The 19,550-nt window shown below is 39.0% G+C and carries 15 protein-coding genes; 13 read left to right on the top strand and 2 right to left on the bottom strand.

Going from position 1 to position 19,550, the window contains the following annotated elements; genetic code table 11:
- Nucleotides 1–74: 74 nt before the first annotated feature.
- The 6 genes from mdh to lpdA all read left to right on the top strand — a co-directional run bounded on the left by mdh (nucleotide 75) and on the right by lpdA (nucleotide 9,073).
- Nucleotides 75–1,037 (top strand): malate dehydrogenase, encoded by a 963-nt coding sequence (mdh, locus tag ACFILT_RS02200; RefSeq protein WP_375678872.1) that lies wholly within the window; start codon nucleotides 75–77, stop codon nucleotides 1,035–1,037.
- A gap of 88 nt (nucleotides 1,038–1,125) precedes the next feature.
- Nucleotides 1,126–2,322, top strand: coding sequence for an ADP-forming succinate--CoA ligase subunit beta (gene sucC / locus ACFILT_RS02195; RefSeq protein ID WP_375612755.1), 1,197 nt, complete (start codon nucleotides 1,126–1,128; stop codon nucleotides 2,320–2,322).
- A gap of 3 nt (nucleotides 2,323–2,325) precedes the next feature.
- The gene (gene sucD, locus ACFILT_RS02190) at nucleotides 2,326–3,228 is read left to right on the top strand and encodes a succinate--CoA ligase subunit alpha (RefSeq protein ID WP_375679500.1); all 903 of its coding nucleotides are present in this window, start codon (nucleotides 2,326–2,328) and stop codon (nucleotides 3,226–3,228) included.
- Between the two features lie 163 nt (nucleotides 3,229–3,391).
- On the top strand, nucleotides 3,392–6,391 hold the full coding sequence (locus ACFILT_RS02185; RefSeq protein WP_375678874.1) for a 2-oxoglutarate dehydrogenase E1 component: 3,000 nt from the start codon (nucleotides 3,392–3,394) through the stop codon (nucleotides 6,389–6,391).
- Nucleotides 6,392–6,423: 32 nt separating this feature from the next.
- Nucleotides 6,424–7,635, top strand: coding sequence for a 2-oxoglutarate dehydrogenase complex dihydrolipoyllysine-residue succinyltransferase (gene odhB / locus ACFILT_RS02180; RefSeq protein WP_375678875.1), 1,212 nt, complete (start codon nucleotides 6,424–6,426; stop codon nucleotides 7,633–7,635).
- A 31-nt stretch (nucleotides 7,636–7,666) separates the two neighbouring features.
- Nucleotides 7,667–9,073, top strand: coding sequence for a dihydrolipoyl dehydrogenase (gene lpdA, locus ACFILT_RS02175; protein WP_375678876.1), 1,407 nt, complete (start codon nucleotides 7,667–7,669; stop codon nucleotides 9,071–9,073).
- A 1,137-nt stretch (nucleotides 9,074–10,210) separates the two neighbouring features.
- Here the strand turns inward: lpdA and ACFILT_RS02170 are convergent.
- Nucleotides 10,211–11,449: a saccharopine dehydrogenase NADP-binding domain-containing protein gene (locus ACFILT_RS02170; RefSeq protein WP_375678878.1), complete on the bottom strand. Its 1,239-nt coding sequence runs from the start codon at nucleotides 11,447–11,449 to the stop codon at nucleotides 10,211–10,213.
- 55 nt (nucleotides 11,450–11,504) lie between these two features.
- Entirely contained in the window at nucleotides 11,505–12,602 is a 1,098-nt protein-coding gene (locus ACFILT_RS02165) for a carboxynorspermidine decarboxylase (RefSeq protein WP_375678887.1), read from the bottom strand.
- Between the two features lie 167 nt (nucleotides 12,603–12,769).
- Here ACFILT_RS02165 and ACFILT_RS02160 point away from each other — a divergent pair, with 167 nt between their 5' ends.
- From ACFILT_RS02160 to mnhG, 7 genes are all read left to right on the top strand, one after another.
- Nucleotides 12,770–13,267, top strand: coding sequence for a BA14K family protein (locus tag ACFILT_RS02160; RefSeq protein WP_375628553.1), 498 nt, complete (start codon nucleotides 12,770–12,772; stop codon nucleotides 13,265–13,267).
- Between the two features lie 229 nt (nucleotides 13,268–13,496).
- Entirely contained in the window at nucleotides 13,497–16,418 is a 2,922-nt protein-coding gene (locus tag ACFILT_RS02155; RefSeq protein ID WP_375678879.1) for a monovalent cation/H+ antiporter subunit A, read from the top strand.
- Entirely contained in the window at nucleotides 16,418–16,759 is a 342-nt protein-coding gene (locus ACFILT_RS02150) for a Na+/H+ antiporter subunit C (RefSeq protein ID WP_273790150.1), read from the top strand. The genes ACFILT_RS02155 and ACFILT_RS02150 overlap by 1 nt, the downstream gene beginning before the upstream one ends.
- The gene (locus ACFILT_RS02145; protein ID WP_375678880.1) at nucleotides 16,759–18,381 is read left to right on the top strand and encodes a monovalent cation/H+ antiporter subunit D; all 1,623 of its coding nucleotides are present in this window, start codon (nucleotides 16,759–16,761) and stop codon (nucleotides 18,379–18,381) included. Before ACFILT_RS02150 ends, ACFILT_RS02145 begins: the two co-directional genes overlap by 1 nt.
- Nucleotides 18,378–18,863, top strand: a complete 486-nt coding sequence (locus ACFILT_RS02140; protein WP_375612748.1) for a Na+/H+ antiporter subunit E — start codon at nucleotides 18,378–18,380, stop codon at nucleotides 18,861–18,863. The genes ACFILT_RS02145 and ACFILT_RS02140 overlap by 4 nt, the downstream gene beginning before the upstream one ends.
- On the top strand, nucleotides 18,860–19,141 hold the full coding sequence (locus tag ACFILT_RS02135) for a K+/H+ antiporter subunit F (RefSeq protein WP_375678881.1): 282 nt from the start codon (nucleotides 18,860–18,862) through the stop codon (nucleotides 19,139–19,141). The genes ACFILT_RS02140 and ACFILT_RS02135 overlap by 4 nt, the downstream gene beginning before the upstream one ends.
- Nucleotides 19,138–19,548 (top strand): monovalent cation/H(+) antiporter subunit G, encoded by a 411-nt coding sequence (mnhG, locus tag ACFILT_RS02130; protein ID WP_375678882.1) that lies wholly within the window; start codon nucleotides 19,138–19,140, stop codon nucleotides 19,546–19,548. The genes ACFILT_RS02135 and mnhG overlap by 4 nt, the downstream gene beginning before the upstream one ends.
- The last annotated feature ends 2 nt before the right edge of the window (nucleotides 19,549–19,550 follow it).

Genomic DNA, 19,550 nt, shown 5'->3' with positions numbered 1-19,550 from the left:
TGAAGTCAAAAATATTCAGTATACGGACGTTGATGGGTGTGCGCTGAATTATCTAAAAGTTAGGGAAAAATAAAATGGTACGGAAAAAAATAGCTCTCATTGGTTCAGGTATGATTGGTGGTACTTTAGCACATATTATTGGGCTTAAAGAGCTTGCTGATGTGGTCTTATTTGATATTACAGAAGGTGTACCACAAGGTAAGGCTCTAGATATAGCCGAATCTTCTCCCGTTGATGGTTTTGATATCAGTCTAAAAGGTGCTAATGCTTATGAAGCAATTGAAGGTGCTGATGTTGTTATTGTAACAGCAGGCGTTGCACGAAAACCTGGTATGAGCCGTGATGATCTTTTGGGTATTAATTTAAAGGTTATGGAACAAGTTGGAGCTGGAATTAAAAAATACGCTTCTTCAGCGTTTGTTATTTGTGTTACAAATCCCCTTGATGTAATGGTATGGGCATTGCAGAAATTTTCAGGTCTTCCAGTGCATAAAGTGGTTGGTATGGCTGGTATTCTGGATTCAGCGCGTTTTCGTTATTTTTTATCTGAAGAATTTAAAGTCTCTGTCAAAGATGTGACAGCTTTTGTTTTAGGTGGGCATGGTGATTCAATGGTGCCCTTGGTGCGTTATTCAACAGTTGGTGGTATTTCTTTGCCTGATCTTGTTAAAATGGGTTGGACAACACAGGAAAGAATTGATCAAATTATTCAACGTACCCGTGATGGTGGTGCAGAGGTTGTTAGTTTGTTAAAAACAGGTTCTGCTTATTATGCACCAGCAGCTTCTGCTGTTTCTATGGCTGAGGCCTACCTAAAGGATACTAAGCGTGTTGTGCCTGTTGCAGCTTATCTTTCAGGAGAATATGGGGTTAATGATACCTATGTTGGGGTACCTGTTGTACTTGGTGCAGGTGGTGTTGAACGAGTCATTGAAATTGATCTTGATAAAGAAGAAAGAGGTGCTTTTGATCATTCAGTAAATGCGGTTAAAAAGCTTTGTGAAGCTTGTATTGCTCTTGTACCTAGTCTCAAGTAAATTGAACAAGATTTAATTCATTAAAATAAGTATTTAGAATGTTAAAACTTTAGGATTAATAAGATCCATAAAAGAAAAGGACAAATGCATGAATATCCATGAGTATCAGGCCAAACGTCTGCTTCATGAATATGGAGCACCAATTGCAAATGGTGTCGCTGTTTATTCTGTAGAGCAAGCTGAAAAATGGGCGGAAAAATTGCCCGGACCTCTCTATGTGGTTAAAAGTCAGATACACGCTGGTGGTCGTGGTAAGGGTAAGTTTAAAGAACTTGGTCCTGATGCAAAGGGTGGTGTTCGGCTTGCACAATCTGTTGAAGAAGTTGTTGCAAATGTTCAAGAAATGCTTGGAAAAACTTTGGTAACCAAACAAACTGGTCCAGAGGGTAAGCAGGTCAACCGCCTTTATATTGAAGATGGTGCCGATATTGAACGGGAGCTTTATCTTTCACTTTTGGTTGATCGTAGCGTTGGTCGAATTGCTTTTGTTGTTTCAACAGAAGGTGGAATGGATATTGAAACGGTTGCTGAAGAGACACCAGAAAAAATATTCACGCTTCCCATTGATGCTGTAGAGGGTGTTACTTCTGCTGATTGTGCAAGACTTTGTGATGCGTTGAAACTACAAAGTAGTGCGCGAGAAGATGGTGAAAAGCTTTTTCCGATTCTCTATAAGGCATTTTGTGAAAAAGATATGAGCCTTTTAGAAATCAATCCGCTTATTGTGATGAAAGATGGTCACTTGCGTGTTCTTGATGCGAAAGTTTCTTTTGATAATAATGCTCTGTTTCGTCATCCAGATATTTTAGAATTGCGCGATCTTTCAGAGGAAGATCCAAAGGAAATAGAAGCATCAAAGCATGATCTTGCTTATGTTGCTCTTGAGGGTACGATTGGTTGCATGGTTAATGGTGCTGGGCTTGCTATGGCAACAATGGATATCATTAAGCTTTATGGAGCAGAGCCAGCGAATTTTTTGGATGTTGGTGGTGGAGCATCAAAAGAAAAGGTGACAGCTGCTTTTAAAATTATTACGGCCGATCCAAATGTTAAGGGCATTTTAGTTAACATTTTTGGTGGTATTATGCGTTGTGATGTCATTGCTGAAGGTGTGGTTGCTGCTGTTCGTGAGGTTGGTTTAAAGGTTCCCTTGGTTGTTCGTCTTGAAGGTACTAATGTTGAGCAAGGTAAAGCAATTATCAATGAGAGTGGTTTGAATGTTATTCCTGCTGATGATTTAGATGATGCTGCCCAAAAAATTGTTGCAGCCGTGAAGGGAGCTTAAGCTATGTCAATTCTTGTGAATAAAGAGACAAAAGTTCTCGTTCAAGGGCTTACAGGAAAAACAGGAACATTTCATACAGAACAGGCGCTTGCTTATCATGGTACGCAAATGGTTGGTGGCGTTAATCCTAAAAAGGGTGGAGAAACATGGGAAGGTTCAAAAGGCGAAGCTCTTCCTATTTTCGCTAATGTTGCAGAAGCAAAAGAAAAAACAGGTGCAGATGCTTCCGTTATTTATGTTCCTCCTGCAGGGGCTGCGGCAGCTATTATAGAGGCTATAGAAGCTGAAGTTCGTTTAATTATCTGTATTACGGAAGGTATTCCCGTTATGGATATGGTTAAAGTGAAGGCGCGATTAGAAAACTCAAAGTCTCGTCTTATTGGTCCTAATTGTCCCGGTATTCTTACACCAAATGAATGTAAAATTGGTATTATGCCTGGTTCTATTTTTAGAAAAGGTTCTGTTGGGGTTGTCTCGAGGTCGGGAACTTTAACTTATGAAGCCGTTTTTCAAACGAGTCAGGAAGGTCTCGGACAAACAACTGCTATAGGGATTGGTGGCGATCCTGTTAAGGGCACTGAATTTATTGATGTGTTGGAAATGTTTTTAGCGGATGATGAAACCCAGTCTATTGTTATGATTGGTGAGATTGGTGGTTCTGCTGAAGAAGAAGCAGCACAGTTTTTGCAAGATGAAGCAAGAAAAGGTCGTAAAAAGCCAGTTGTTGGCTTTATTGCTGGCCGTACGGCTCCTCCAGGACGGACAATGGGACATGCTGGTGCTGTTATTTCTGGTGGTAAAGGTGGAGCAGAAGATAAAATTGCGGCAATGGAATCAGCTGGGATTCGTGTGTCTTCTTCGCCATCACAGATAGGTAAGACTTTGATGTCAGTTTTGAAAGGCTAAAAGAAAGTTTCACCTGAATAAGAAAAGGTTCTTAGATTCAGGTGAAAAAGCTTGAGTATAAAAAGGTAAAACTTTTTTGAATGTTCGAATCACTGCTTGTTTGTAAGCATTTAAAGGTCAAAAAGAGATATAAGGAGACGGAATAAATGTTCCGGAGAAGTATATGGCAAGGCAGGACGAAATAAATAGCCTTTTTGCACAGACATCATTTCTTTATGGTGGGAATGCGGATTATATAGATCAACTTTATGCTCAATATGAAAAAGATCCTACCAGTGTTGATTCACAGTGGCGTGCTTTTTTTGAAGGACTTCATGATAATAAAGAAGATGTTCTTAAAAATGCTGAAGGAGCAACATGGCAGCGTGATCATTGGCCATTAAAAGCAGAGGGTGAATTGATTTCTGCTCTTGATGGTGATTGGTCTTCTCTTGAAAAATATTTTGGCGATAAATTAAAGGAAAAAGCAATAACAGGTGCTGCACAAAAGGGAAAAACTTCCAGTGAACAAGATATTATTCGTGCAACACGTGATTCCGTTCATGCAATTATGATGATTCGTGCGTTTCGAGAACGGGGACATCTTCATGCGCAACTTGACCCTCTTCAATTGGCCGAAAAACAAGAAGATTATAAGGAACTTTCTCCAGAAGCTTATGGTTTTACTCCAGCTGATTACGAGCGTCCCATTTTTATTGATAATGTTTTAGGGTTGGAATATGCAACTATTCCGCAAATGCTTGAGATTCTCAATCGTACCTATTGTTCAACAATCGGTGTGGAATATATGCATGTTTCTGATCCGGTTCAGAAAGTATGGCTTCAAGAACGCATTGAAGGGCGAGATAAAAAAAATTCTTTCACACAACAAGACAAGAAAGCTATTCTGAATAAGCTTATTCAGGCAGAGGGATTCGAACAGTTTTTAGACACTAAATATAAAGGTACAAAGCGTTTTGGACTCGATGGTGGTGAGGCGCTGATTCCCGCTCTTGAACAGATTATCAAATGTGGTAGTGCTTTGGGGGTTAGGGAAGTTATTTTAGGAATGGCACATCGTGGTCGTTTAAATGTTCTTTCACAAGTTCTTGCCAAACCGCATAGGGCTATTTTTCATGAATTCAAAGGGGGATCTTACAAGCCTGATGATGTGGAGGGATCCGGTGATGTCAAATATCATTTGGGAACTACCGCTGATCTGGACTTTGATGGTAAAAAAGTTCATTTATCGCTGTTGGCCAATCCATCTCATCTTGAGATTGTTGATCCGGTTGTCATGGGAAAAGCACGTGCTAAACAAGATCAACTTATGGGACCTGCGCATACTGATTTACTCCCATTAAGTGAGCGTTCAAAAGTGATGCCATTGCTTATTCATGGTGATGCCGCTTTTGCAGGACAAGGCGTTATCCAAGAAACTTTTGGTCTTTCAGGTCTTAAAGGTTATCGTGTTGCAGGCTCACTTCATGTTATTATCAATAACCAGATTGGTTTTACAACATCTCCACGTTTTTCACGTTCTTCGCCTTATCCATCAGATGTCGCAAAAATGATTGACGCACCAATTTTCCATGTGAATGGTGATGATCCTGAGGCAGTTGTTTTTGTTGCCAAAATAGCAACAGAGTTTCGCCAAATTTTCCATAAACCAGTGGTTATTGATATGTTTTGTTATCGCCGTTATGGGCATAATGAAGGTGATGAACCTTCCTTTACGCAGCCGCTTATGTATAAAGCAATACGTAATCATAAAACAACACTTCAACTTTATAGTGACCAATTGGTAGCAGAAGGAATGGTTACTTCAGAAGAAATTGAGCAACAAAAAAAATTATGGCGCGATAAGCTTGAAGGTGAACTTGAAGCAAGTGCTTCTTATAAACCTAATAAGGCTGATTGGCTTGATGGAAGCTGGACGGGACTCAAAGCTTTTAGTAGTTCTGATGAGCAGCATTCTAGAACAACTGGTGTTGAATTAAAAACTTTAAAGGAAATTGGTCAGAAAATTGTTGAAATTCCGGCAGATTTTCACGTTCACAAAACCATTCAACGTTTTTTAAATAATCGTGCTAAAATTTTTGAAACCGGTGAGGGTGTTGACTGGGCAACTGCTGAAGCTTTAGCTTTTGGTTCACTTTGTTTGGAAGGAGCACCGGTTCGTCTTTCCGGTGAAGATGTTGAACGGGGAACTTTTTCACAACGTCATTCAGTTCTTTATGACCAAGAAAATGAGGCGCGTTATATTCCTTTGAATCATTTACAAAAGGGGCAAGCGCTTTATGACGTTGTTAATTCTATGCTTTCTGAAGAAGCTGTTCTTGGTTTTGAATATGGATATTCTCTTGCTGAACCACGAGGATTAACACTTTGGGAAGCACAATTTGGTGATTTCTCTAATGGTGCACAGGTCATTTTTGATCAATTTATTTCATCCGCAGAGCGTAAGTGGCTTCGTATGTCTGGTCTTGTGTGTTTATTGCCTCATGGTTTTGAAGGGCAAGGGCCGGAGCATTCTTCTGCACGTTTAGAACGGTTTCTTCAACTTTGTGCGGAAGATAATATGCAGGTTGCTAATTGTACAACCCCTGCAAATTATTTTCATATTTTGCGTCGACAAATTAAGCGTGATTTCCGGAAGCCATTGATTTTGATGACACCGAAATCACTTTTACGTCATAAGAGAGCTGTTTCTTTTCTCAATGAAATGGGGCCAGAAACAAGTTTTTGTCGTGTGTTGCTTGATGATGCAGAATGTCTCAAAGATTCTGTCATTAAGTTGCAAAAAGATAATAAGATTCGCCGTGTCGTTCTTTGTACTGGTAAGGTTTATTACGACCTTTATGAAGAACGTGAAAAAAGGGGTATTGATGATGTTTACCTCCTTCGTGTTGAACAGCTTTATCCTTTCCCTGCAAAAGTTTTGGTGAATGTATTATCGCGCTTTTTGCAGGCGGAAGTTTTTTGGTGCCAAGAGGAACCAAAAAACATGGGGGCTTGGTCATTTATTGAGCCTTATTTGGAATGGGTTTTGACGCATATTAATGCGCAATATTCACGTGCTCGTTATGCAGGACGTCCTGCGAGTGCGTCACCGGCCTCTGGGTTAATGGTGAAACACCTTGAACAACTGGCTGCGTTTCTTAAAGACGCGTTAGGTTCTTAATTTATTACTACTCTGATGTATGGAAAAATATTATGACTACTGAAATTCGTGTTCCTACTTTGGGCGAATCGGTTACCGAAGCAACGGTTGGCAAATGGTTTAAAAAACTTGGCGAAGCTGTCGCTATGGATGAGCCTTTGGTTGAATTAGAAACTGATAAGGTAACCGTTGAAGTTCCTTCTCCTGTTGCTGGGAAATTATCTGAAATCATTGCAAAAGAAGGCGATACGGTTGAAGTAAATGCTCTTTTAGGAGTGGTGAAAGCTGGAGAAGCTGGTATCTCCCAATCACTTTCACCTTCTGCTACACTTGTTCCAGCGGCTTCATCTGAATCGGAGAAGCCTGCTTTGAGCAGTGCAATGCCTCCTTCTCCTTCAGCAGCAAAATTGATGGCTGAAAATAATGTTGCAAAAAGCGATATTTCAGGTTCTGGAAAACGTGGACAAATTCTTAAAGAAGATGTTCTTGGTGGATTAAAACAAAGTACAAATACTCCTACACCCTCTTCTTCTGCGACGAGTTCTTCGGCAACTCCTGTCCAAGAAACACGTGAAGAGCGGGTTCGTATGACGAAATTGCGTCAAACAATTGCTCGCCGTCTTAAAGATGCACAAAATGTAGCAGCAATGTTAACCACATTTAATGAGGTTGATATGTCAGCGGTGATGGATTTGCGCAAGCGTTATAAGGATCTTTTTGAAAAGAAACATGGTGTTAAGCTTGGTTTTATGGGTTTTTTTACCAAGGCTGTTTGTCATGCATTAAAAGAACTTCCTGCTGTTAATGCAGAGATTGATGGGACAGATATTGTTTACAAAAACTATGTCAATGTTGGAATTGCTGTTGGAACGGATAAAGGGCTTGTTGTTCCAGTGGTGCGAGATGCAGAACAAATGTCATTGGCAGAGATTGAAAAAGAGATTGGTCGTTTGGGGCGTCTTGCGCGTGATGGAAAATTAGCCGTTTCTGATATGCAGGGCGGAACTTTTACCATTACCAATGGTGGTGTGTATGGATCGTTGATGTCAACACCGATTTTGAATGCACCACAATCTGGTATTTTGGGAATGCATGCGATTAAAGAGCGAGCAATGGTTGTTGAGGGTCAAGTTGTGATCCGCCCCATGATGTATTTAGCGCTTTCTTATGATCACCGTATTGTGGATGGGCAAGAAGCTGTGACTTTCCTTGTGCGTGTTAAGGAAAGCTTAGAAGATCCGGAACGCCTTGTTCTTGATTTGTAAAATACAGTTTTCAGGATGAAAGGAGAAACGGATGTCTTATGATGTGGCTGTTATCGGAGCGGGTCCAGGTGGTTATGTAGCAGCAATAAAAGCGGCGCAACTGGGACTTAAAGTAGCAATTATTGAAAAGCGTACAACATTAGGAGGAACATGTCTCAACGTTGGTTGTATTCCTTCTAAAGCGTTGTTGCATGCTTCAGAAGTGTTTTCTGAAACCCAGCATGGTTTTGAAACGCTTGGTATTTCTATTGGTAAATCTAAGCTTAATCTTGAACAAATGATGGTTCATAAGAAAGCTGTGGTGACAGCCAATACGAGTGGTGTTTCTTTTTTGATGAAAAAAAATAAAGTTGATACTTTTTTTGGGACAGCCAAAATTTTGAGTGCGGGTCATGTGGAAGTTGTTGCCAGAGATGGTAATAAACAAACAATTGAGACAAAAAATATTATTATTGCTACCGGTTCAGAGAGTTCAGGCATTCCAGGGGTGAATGTTGAAATTGATGAAAAGACTATTGTTTCTTCTACGGGAGCTCTTTCACTTGAAAAAGTACCAACGCATATGATTGTAGTAGGTGCTGGTGTCATTGGTTCAGAACTTGGATCAGTTTGGAGCCGTTTAGGTGCTAAGGTGACCATTATTGAGTATCTTAATAAAGTTTTGGGCTCAATGGATGGTGAAGTTTCACGGCAATTTCAGAAATTAATGGAAAAACAGGGGATTGAATATAAAACGGGTGCAAAGGTAACAGCTGTTACACAATCTGGCTCAACGGTTCAGGTGAGCTTTGAATCTGTCAAAGGTGGTGAATCTGAAACTTTAGAGGCTGATGTTGTGCTTATTGCTACTGGACGTTCTCCTTATACAGAGGGGCTTGGATTACAAGAGGCTGGTGTTCAGTTAGATGAACGCGGATTTATTGCAATTGATGCTCATTGGCAGACGAATGTTCCAGGAGTTTATGCGATTGGTGATGTCGTAAAAGGGCCAATGCTAGCACATAAAGCAGAGGAAGAAGGCGTTGCTGTGGCAGAAATTTTGGCAGGTCAAAAAGGGCATGTTAATTTTGATGTTATTCCTAGTGTTGTTTATACACAGCCGGAAATTGCGAGTGTAGGAAGGACAGAAGAAGAGCTAAAAACTGCTGGTATTGAATATAATGTTGGCAAATTTCCTTTTATGGCCAATGGTCGTGCACGTGCAATGCAAAAGAGTGATGGGTTCGTTAAAATCCTTTCTGATAAAAAAACAGATCGGGTATTAGGGGGGCATATTCTTGGATTTGGTGCTGGTGAAATGATCCATGAAATTGCAGTTTTAATGGAATTTGGAGGTTCATCAGAAGATCTGGGACGTTGTTGCCATGCACATCCTACCTTATCAGAAGCCGTGCGTGAGGCAGCTTTGGCAACATTTGCTAAACCACTTCATATTTAAAAAGCTTTTAAAAAGTACATTTTAAAAGGCACATGAGGCAGAAAATATTAGTGAAGCATGCAACAACATTTTAAAACTTTAAAAAAATATAACCAATTGTATTGAAATATTCCATTTGTTGTATGCTTTTCGATAATTACTGTTTTAGATATCTGTTGTGCAGTTTTGATTGATTATTCTGTTGTGCACTATCGTTTAGAGCGGTGGTGTTTAGTCTATGTAAAGTTTTATATATGGGGTAGTTTTTATACTGTTATAAAATATTTAAGATAGGATTCTGAGCCTATCTGCGTGCTTTGTGTTAAGAAAACATCTCTCAAAGTGCCCAAATCTACTTCGCGAGGGTGTTCGTGAATGGTATAGCTGTAAAAGTTCCTCTTGAAATATATGAAATTCATTCAAACTGTTATAAGACCTATTGTGCACCATCATCTTTATGTTTAGTAAAAGTACACGCTGGCATTATAATACACTTTTTCAGTTCTCAATATTGCTAAAGCTCTTTATTATTGAGAGTTTTCATAAGAGAATTTTTATTCTGTTCTTTTATCATTTTACCTCACACGCTCGTTTTGTTTGTGATGTGCAGACAAAAGATTTTAATTACTTCAATGTGAGAGAGTTTGTGATTAAGAGAATTTTACAGTATTCAGCGTTATGAATCAAGTTGAAAATAATGATTTATTGTTATAAATCAAAGCGTTATATATGAAGAGGGAAGTCAAAAGGAATTCACTCAAAGAAATTGAATTGTTTAATGATTGGTGTAGGTTAAGGATCTTTGTCATTTAAGATGAAGAGGCGAGGAATTGAATATTCTACAAAATACCGCTCTTCTTTAAAAGAGCGGTATTTTTATATCTTTTGTTTATGACACTATCTTTTGATGATAATGACAAGTTATACAGTGTGATTAAATTAGTTTTTTCTTCTCTGTTTTTCTTGATCATTGCTCGCTATGTCTTAAAAAGATGCTATGTCTCTTCTTTAGGGTTGTTAAGAAATCGCAATGTTGCCAAAATATAACGAATAGCTAAAATTTTTTTGAAAACCATAATTACACGAGAATATTAAGTTTGTTTTCATTGGGCAGTTTTGTGATAACTTAAAAAATCAAGCATATGCTTTCTATAGGTATTAAAATTGTAATTTTTTATCCTCTTGTTGTTCTCTTATAAAAGTGGGAAGCCCCATATGATCAAGATATTTAAGGAAAGGGTGGGGTGGTAATTCTTCCACATTGACCATAGTTTTAACATCCCATTCACCTGTGGCAATAAGAAGAGCTGTTGCCGCTGCTGGTACGCCAGCCGTATAGGAAATGCCTTGTGCCCCAGTTTCATGAAAAGCTTGTTTGTGATCGGCTATATTATAGATAAAAATTTCTCTCGGTTTTCCATCTTTTTCGCCTTTAATAAGATCTCCAATACAGGTTTTTCCTGTGTAGTCTGGGGCGAGAGAGGAAGGGTTGGGTAAGACGGCCTTTACGACTTTCAAGGGCACGACTTCTTGTCCTTCTGCTGTCTTAATGGGCTGTTCAGATAAGAGACCAAGATTTTTTAGAACCGTAAAAACAGTGATATAACGATCACCAAATCCCATCCAGAAACGGACATTCTCTACATCAAGATTTTTGGAAAGTGAATGAATTTCATCATGTCCTGTCATATAGGCTTTTTGTTTTCCCACAACGGGAAGATCCCATTCATGGCTGATTTCAAACATTTTATTGGAAGTCCATTTTTTATTTTGCCATGACCATACTTGTCCTGTAAATTCACGGAAGTTAATTTCTGGATCAAAATTTGTAGCAAACCAACGTCCATGATTTCCGGCATTAATATCAATAATATCAATATCTGTGATTTTATCAAAATAATCATCGCGCGCTAATGCTGCATAAGCATTCACTACACCTGGGTCAAAACCTGCTCCTAAAATAGCGGTTATACCAGCTTTTTCACATTCTGGACGCCGAGGCCATTCATAATTGCCATACCAAGGAGGTGTTTCACAAATTTTCAATGGGTCTTCATGAATTGCGGTATCGATATAAGCGCATTTGGTTTCAATACAAGCTGAAAGAACAGACATATTAAGAAAGGCAGAACCAACATTAATGACAATTTCGCATTTGGTTTTTTGGATGAGCTTTATAGTTTCTTCTACATTCATGGCATTGAGCGAATGGCTTTTGAGAACACCTTGCTCTTTCATTGTGTTTTTTTCTTTAATAGAAGCAATGATGGCTTCACATTTTTTGAGTGTTCGTGACGCAATATGAATTTCACCAAGAATATCATTGTTTTGAGCACATTTGTGTGCAACAACTTGTGCAACACCTCCGGCACCAATAATGAGAACATTTTTTTTCATTGTAGGTCCATCTCCCTTTTTAATACTGTTGTATGACGTTTTTTATGGTTTATCTTTATGAAAGGCTTTCCTGATAGTCGTTATAGCTGAATTGGCGTTGAAGTGTTAATGTACCATCGCACTCTTTGAGAACAATAGCAGGCATTGTAACGCCATTAAACCAGTTTTTCTTAACCATTGTATAACCTGCTGCATCCTGAAAAGACAGTCTATCGCCTATTTTAAGAGGTTTTTGAAATTGAAATGTTCCAAAAATATCGCCGGCAAGACAAGATTTTCCACAAATCATAATTTCGTGTGGTCCTTGATTAGGTTCTAATTTAGCATTTTCACGATAAATGAGAAGATCGAGCATATGTGCTTCAATTGAGCTATCAACGATGGCTAGATTCTTTTCATTATACAATGTGTCAAGAACACTGACTTCTAATGTGGTGCTTTTGGTAATAGCAGCTTCTCCTGGTTCTAGAAAAAGAGTGACACCATGAGTTTTAGAAAATTGTTTTAAGCGTTTTGCGAAAGCTTCTAGAGGATAATTTTCAGCCGTAAAATGGATTCCGCCGCCAAGGCTTATCCAGTCAACAGCAGAAAAAAGTTCTGCAAATTTTTCTTCCATATACCCAAGCATTTGGTTAAAAAGATTAAAGTCAGCATTTTCACAATTGTTATGGATCATCAATCCGTTGATAAGAGGCAGAACTTCTTTGATAGCGCTTTGGTTTGTTTCTCCTAAGCGGCTAAAAGGGCGTGAGGGGTTGGCAAGATCAAAATTTGATGCGCTCATTCCTGGGTTTAACCTTAAACCTCTTTGAATGGTTTTTGTTGCATCAGAAAAGCGTTGAAGCTGTTGGATGGAATTAAAGATGATTTTATCTGCATAACCACAGGCTTCATCAATTTCATCATCTGCCCAAGCCACTGAATACGCATGGGTTTCTTTGCCAAATTTTTCTCTTCCTAAACGTAGTTCATAAAGGGATGATGATGTGGTTCCATCCATGAACTCAGACATTAAATCAAAAACACTCCATGTGGCAAAACATTTTAAAGCAAGTAAAATTTTAGCTCCGGACATTTCCCGTAAAAGAGAAATTGTTTGCATGTTTTTGATGAGTTTCGATTTGTCTATAAGATAATAGGGGGTTTTTATCATCATTTATTCATTCTTTTTTGAAGGATCTTATTGCCAAGATCGACGTTTAGTACAAAGAGTAACAGAATGTCTCAAGAAAAAAGAATCTTAAGAAAAGAATCTGTTTCTGTCTAGCAAGAGAAAGGCTTTCTGTAATTACTGTTGTTTATTATGTTGAGTTTTTTGTTATGAGTATGAAAAAAAAATTATATTATGCTTTAGCTTTTGTATTTGTTAGCAGTTTTTTCATTATAACAACCACTCTTGTTAATTGGGGGCAAAATAGAAGTGACGCTAAAGCCAAACTGGTTACTCAGACTTCTGTCCAAGATAGTTCGGTGCCTCTGATTTTTACGGGGCGTAGAGAACTTAATGGTTTCAAAGGTTATCGTCATTATCGGCGTGGTTATCGTAAATACAGTGATAATTGGTGGTATCCTGAAGTGGCATTTGTTACATCACCGCACTTAAGCACAAAAGGCGCATCATTAAAAGTTGTACCAGATGCTAAAAAAGTGTTTTTAACGTCTTCTTCGGAAAAATTAGAAAAAAAAGAGCCATGGATGCTTAAACAACATATTGAATCTTGCCTTGCGCGTTATCGCTCTTATAATAAAAATGATAATAGTTTTCAGCCTTTTCATGGGGGGCGTAGGCAGTGTTTATCACGCTTTTTTAAAGGATAGAAATTAAATAAAATTTTAATTGCTTCTTGTCGTGAGCGGTATTGTTCTTACAATAAAGAGAAGACTTGTGTGGTGCGCAGTATTTTCATGCAAGCATTGTTTTTTTAAAAATTTTAAATGCTTTTAAGTTTTATTAAATCTTATTATCATTAAGTGTGGAATGGGGGGTGAGAATATAAGTTTTTGTTTTGTCGATGACAAAATATTAAGGTAAAATGGAGTTTAAAGAATGACAACACGGGAAGCAATGTTGGTATTGCTCGTTTTGCTTCCCTTTGGTGGAAGTGCTGTCATTGGCTTTTTTCGTTCGACAGCAAAAAATAATGAAGCGTGGTTTGCTGGGGTTGTCGCACTTTTCTGTCTTATTTTTACAATAATGCTTTATCCGGAAGTTCGCGGAAACCACATAGTGCGTTTAGATATTTCTTGGCTTCCAGAATGGGGAAGCGATTTGATTCTCCGCATAGATGGTTTGTCGTGGCTTTTTTGCTTGCTTATTACAGGGATTGGGCTGCTTGTTGTCATTTATTCACGTTATTACATAGATCCAGCGGATTCTGTACCGCGTTTTTTTTCCTTTTTTTTGGCCTTTATGGGATCAATGATAGGAATAGTTTTATCAGGTAATCTCATCTTTTTGGTTGTTTTCTGGGAACTTACCAGTATTTTTTCTTTTTTGCTGATCGGCTATTGGTACCATAATGCAAGTGCGCGTGAGGGTGCGCGTATGGCTCTAACGATCACAGGTTTTGGCGGCTTTGCTCTTTTTATTGGAGTTTTATTGATTGGGTATACTGTTGGCAGTTTTGATTTGGATAAGGTGCTACAGTCTGGAGATATGATCCGGTCAAGTTCTCTTTATAGTCCTATCCTTATTTGTATTTTATTGGGAGGGTTAACAAAAAGCGCGCAATTTCCCTTTCATTTTTGGCTACCTAACGCGATGGCTGCTCCAACTCCCGTATCGGCTTATTTGCATTCGGCAACAATGGTAAAAGCGGGATTGTTTTTGCTTGTTCGTTTATGGCCTGTGCTCTCTGGAACAGAATCTTGGTTTTGGCTGGTTGGCTTTTCAGGACTCTCAACTCTTCTTCTAGGTGCCTATTTTTCCATGTTTCAGCAAGACTTGAAAGGACTGCTTGCTTACTCGACTATTAGTCATCTTGGATTAATTACAACACTTTTAAGTCTTGGTAGTCCACTTGCATGTGTTGCGGCGATCTTTCATATGGCCAATCATGCTACTTTTAAAGCTTCTTTATTTATGGCTGCTGGCATTATTGATCACGAGACGGGAACACGTGATATGCGTAAACTGTCAGGGCTTTATCGTTCTATGCCTATCACAGCAACTCTTGCTTTAGTTGCGAGTGCAGCGATGGCTGGGGTTCCTTTGTTGAATGGTTTTTTATCGAAAGAGATGTTTTTTGCTGAAGCTGTTGAAACGCATATGGAATCATGGCTCGATTGGATTGCGCCTTATGTGGCAACGCTAGCTAGTCTGTTTAGTGTGACCTATTCTATACGCTTTATTCATGGCGTTTTTTTAGGACCAAAGCCTGACAATTTACCCAAGACTCCCCATGAACCACCGCATTTCATGCGTTTGCCAATGGAGCTTTTGGTGTTTATTTGTTTAGCGGTTGGTATTTTTCCTAATTTAACAATAGGACCTATTTTAGATAATGCGGTCGTGTCTGTTTTAGGACCAATGACAATTCCTTATAGTTTGGCTGTTTGGCATGGGTTTAACACTCCATTAGTGATGAGCTTTGTTGCATTATTAGGGGGCGGATTGCTCTATGCTGTTGGGCATCGTTATTTTTTATCCTGTGATGATGGGGCTCCTTTTTTCCGTCACTTAAAAGGACCGCGTATTTTTGAACGCATTCTCGTAATTATTTCTTGGAAATGGGCCCGTGCGGTGGAGTCTGCTTTGTCAACACGCCGTTTGCAGATCCAATTGCATTGGATTTTTTGGGTCTGTTTTGCCTTTGTTGGTCTTTTACTTTGGTGCGATGGTTTCATTCCAGTGGGGACATTACCGCTTTTTCCACTTGATATTCCTTTTCTCGCTCTTTGGCTGGTTGGCGGATTATGTGCGCTTTTAGTTGCTTGGCGAGCAAAGTTTCATCGTCTTGCTTCACTTATGCTTTTAGGGGGAGCTGGTTTGATGACTTGTGCAACCTTTTTATGGCTTTCTGCTCCTGATTTAGCAATAACACAATTGGTTGTTGAGGTTGTTACAGTCGTTTTATTATTGCTTGGTTTACGGTGGTTGCCTAAACGTTTGCATGACCCTGGGCCAGCTGCTGTTCATTTTTGGGTTCGCTTGCGTCGTTTCCGTGATTTCATCATATCCCTTGTAGGAGGTGCTGGTGTGGCATGGCTTTCTTTTGCAGTGATGACACGTCCCCAAGGTACAACGATTTCTGATTTTTTTCTAACGCATACTTACTCAGATGCTGGTGGTCGCAATGTTGTGAATGTGTTATTGGTTGATTTCCGTGGTTTTGATACTATGGGAGAAATTGTGGTTTTGGGTGTTGTTTCCCTTACTGTTTTTGCACTCTTACGACGTTTTCGTCCTGCGCCTGAGAGTATTGATGCGCCTTTTCAACAACGTATCCAGAAAGCCTTTGATATAGCACAGCCTAATCGAAATGTGGGAGATACAGTATTGAATTATTTAGCTGTTCCTGCTGTTATTATGGGTTGGCTCTTTCCAATTATTATCGCTTTTGCTATTTATTTATTCATGCGAGGGCATGATCTGCCAGGAGGTGGATTTGTCGGTGGTATTACTTTGGCTATAGGATTTATTTTACAATATCTTGCACGCGATATTCGGTGGGTGGAAACGCATTTGAGAGTTTTACCTTTGCGTTGGATAGGCTTTGGTTTATTATTGTCAGTCGTAACGGGGATGGGCTCTTGGTTTTTTGGATATCCTTTTTTAACATCCTTTTTTCGATATATTCATCTTCCGTTAATTGGGAAAGTTCCCATGGCATCTGCTTTTTTGTTTGATTTTGGTGTGCTTTCTCTTGTGTTAGGAGCAACTGTTCTCATTTTAATTGCACTTGCACATCAGTCAATTCGGAGTTACCGAATCGGTAAGAAACCTATTTTAAAAGAGAAGGAAAATTAATGGAAATTGTTCTTTCTTTGGGTATCGGTGTTTTTGTCGGATCAGGTATTTGGCTTGTTTTGCGTCCACGTACTTTTCAAGTCATTCTTGGTTTGTCCTTGATCTCCTATGGTGTTAATCTTTTTATATTTTCAATGAGTAGACCGCGTAGTAATGCTGCTCCAATTGTTGATCCTACCACTGTTATTAATCCAGCTAATTATGTCGATCCTCTTCCACAAGCCTTGGTTTTAACTGCGATTGTGATTGGTTTTGCAACAACAGCTTTATTTTTAGTTATCTTGTTGGTTTCACGTGGTTTAACGGGTTCTGATCACGTTGATGGACGTGAGGTGCAATAATGGAAATAGGAGTACATCATCTCCTTATTTTGCCTATTCTTTTGCCGTTAATCACTGGAGCACTTCTTCTTTTTTATGATGAACGTCGTGCAAGACTTAAATCATTCATCAGTCTTTCTTCTGCGGGACTGTTGGTCGTTACTGCCATTTTATTGATTATACGTACTCTTGAAATAGCACCGGCTTGCGATGTTTATCGACTTGGTAATTGGCCGTCTTCTTTTGGAATTGTTTTAGTCCTTGATCGCTTAAGCGCTATGATGCTTTTACTTTCCAGCTTGTTGGTGACTAGCGTGTTGGTTTTTGCGCGGGCTCATTGGTACAAAGCTGGTTCTCATTTTCAGTCACTAATGCAATTTTTTATGGTGGGGATAAATGGTGCTTTTTTGACTGGCGATTTATTTAATTTATTTGTGTTTTTTGAAGTTATGTTAACGGCTTCCTATGGGCTTGCTTTGCATGGTTCTGGTCAGACACGCGTGCGTGCAGGGTTGCATTATGTTGTGGTTAATCTTGTTGCTTCATTATTTTTTTTAGTTGGTATAGCGCTCATTTATGGAGTCGTTGGTACTCTTAATATGGCCGATTTGGCTGTTAAAATAAAATATATATCTTCTACAGATATTGTTTTGTTCGAAATAGGTGTTGCACTTTTAGGTATTGCTTTTTTGCTTAAAGCGGGTATGTGGCCGCTTAATTTTTGGTTGGTGCCAACTTACAGTGCAGCAGCAGCGCCTGTTGGAGCTTCTTTTGCACTTTTGAGCAAGGTTGGTATTTATATTATTTTACGTTTAACGTTGCTATGGTTTGGTCCTGAAAGTGAATATTTTAACCATTTTGGTCATACGGTTTTGTTTTATGGTGGGCTTGCCACTATGATTGTTGGTTTTATTGGGGTATTGGCGAGCCAAGTTTTGGTGCGTTTGGCAGCTTATAGCGTTCTTGTCTCTTCTGGTACATTGTTGGCTGCGATTGGGATAGGCAATACAGCACTGACAGCAGGCGCACTTTTTTATATTGTTTCTTCAACTTTAGCACTGGGAGCTTTTTTTCTTTTGGTAGAGTTAGTTGAACGCTGTCAAGATGTGGCTGCTAATGTTCTTGCTGTCACAATGGAGGTGTATGGTGACGATGAAGAGGAGGAAGAAGATGAAGTTGGCATCTATTTTCCAGTAACCTTGGCAATTCTTGGAGCTTGTTTTGGTATCTGTGCCATTTTGATTATTGGATTGCCGCCTTTTTCTGGTTTTGTTGCTAAATTTATGATGTTCATGGCAATTTTAAACCACAGTAGAGAGGATTTTTCTGCTTCTCTTCCGGTTTACCAAGATTGGCTTTTTGTAGTTTTTGTCACTCTCTCTGGTTTTGCGGCTTTGATTGCATTGACACGAACGGGTATCCGAACTTTTTGGGTTTCTCTTGAAGGGCGTATTCCTCGTGTGCAAGTGATAGAATTTGCGCCTATTGCCGTTCTCCTTGCTTTGTGTTTTCTTATAACAATTGTAGCCAGTCCTGTTAGTCATTATATGTCTGAAACTGCTAAGACTTTGTATGAACCTCAAAACTATATTGGGAGCGTTTTAACGGATTTTTCTCTCGAAAATAGGGAGATAAGTAAATGAATCGTTTTTGTCCTTCCCCTTTTTTCAGTGGTGTCATTGTCCTTATGTGGCTTATTTTAAATGGTTTTAGTTTAGGGCAATTGCTTTTAGGGATTTTAACCGCTTTGTTTTGTGGTTGGATGATACGGCTTCTGGAGCCGGAGAAGGTTGTTATTAAAAGCTGGAGTGCGGTTTTTCGTCTCGTTTTTCGAGTATTTATAGATTCTATATTCTCAAATGTTTCGGTGGCTTGGTTTGTTTTAACAAAAAGGTCTCGAGAGCAGAAATCTGGTTTTATTGTAGTACCTCTTCTGCTTCATAATCGCACTGCTTTGGCTATTTTAGCATGTATCCTTTCGGCAACCCCTGGAACTGCTTGGGTTGCCTATAATAGTAAAAAGGGTGAACTTTTGCTTCATGTCTTAAATTTAAAAAATGGATATGATTACAAACAGTTGATCAAACAACGGTATGAGCAATTGCTTTTGGAGATTTTTTTATGAATATGGTGATTCTTTATTGGGGGCTTTTCTTTTCACAGTTTTTTTTAAGTTTAGCGGTGATTTTCGCGCTGTTTCGGTTGATTCGTGGTCCACGGGCGCAGGATAGAATTGTTGGTTTGGATGCCCTTTATATAACCACTATTCTTTTGTTTCTTACATTCGATATTCGTTCAGGAACAACCACTTATTTTGTCGCAGCTCTCATTATTGGATTGTTGGGATCTGTCTCAAGCATCGCTTTGGCGAAATTTCTTATGCGGGGGGAGATTATTGAATGAAAGATGATATATCGCTTGTTGTTGCTATTGCTATCACAGTTTTCTTAATATTAGGGTCTGGATTGACATTGATCGCAACGATAGGTTTGGTGCTTTTTTCTAATTTTTATAAGCGTTTGCATATGCTTTCAGTATGTACGAGTTGGGGCGTTGGTAGTATTCTTATTTCTTCATTTCTTTATTCAATATTTGTGGACCATTATTTTGTTTTTCATGAAGTGTTGCTAATGTTTTTTTTATTTTTAACAGCACCGGTAGCTTCTATGTTGCTCTCACATACAGCAGCTTATCGACATCATTCAGAAGAACAGTCAGAAAAACCGCTGGCTCTTTTATTACACCAGACGGAGGAAAAGTTACCCACGTCAGAAGGAAAATCAAGAGATGAGAGCCAGCGCGGTTCTTGAAA

Origin of the sequence: Bartonella sp. AP7XZML (assembly GCF_042195745.1) — a bacterium.
Taxonomy (GTDB): Bacteria; Pseudomonadota; Alphaproteobacteria; order Rhizobiales; family Rhizobiaceae; genus Bartonella.
This window is presented reverse-complemented; position numbering and strand designations above follow the sequence as displayed.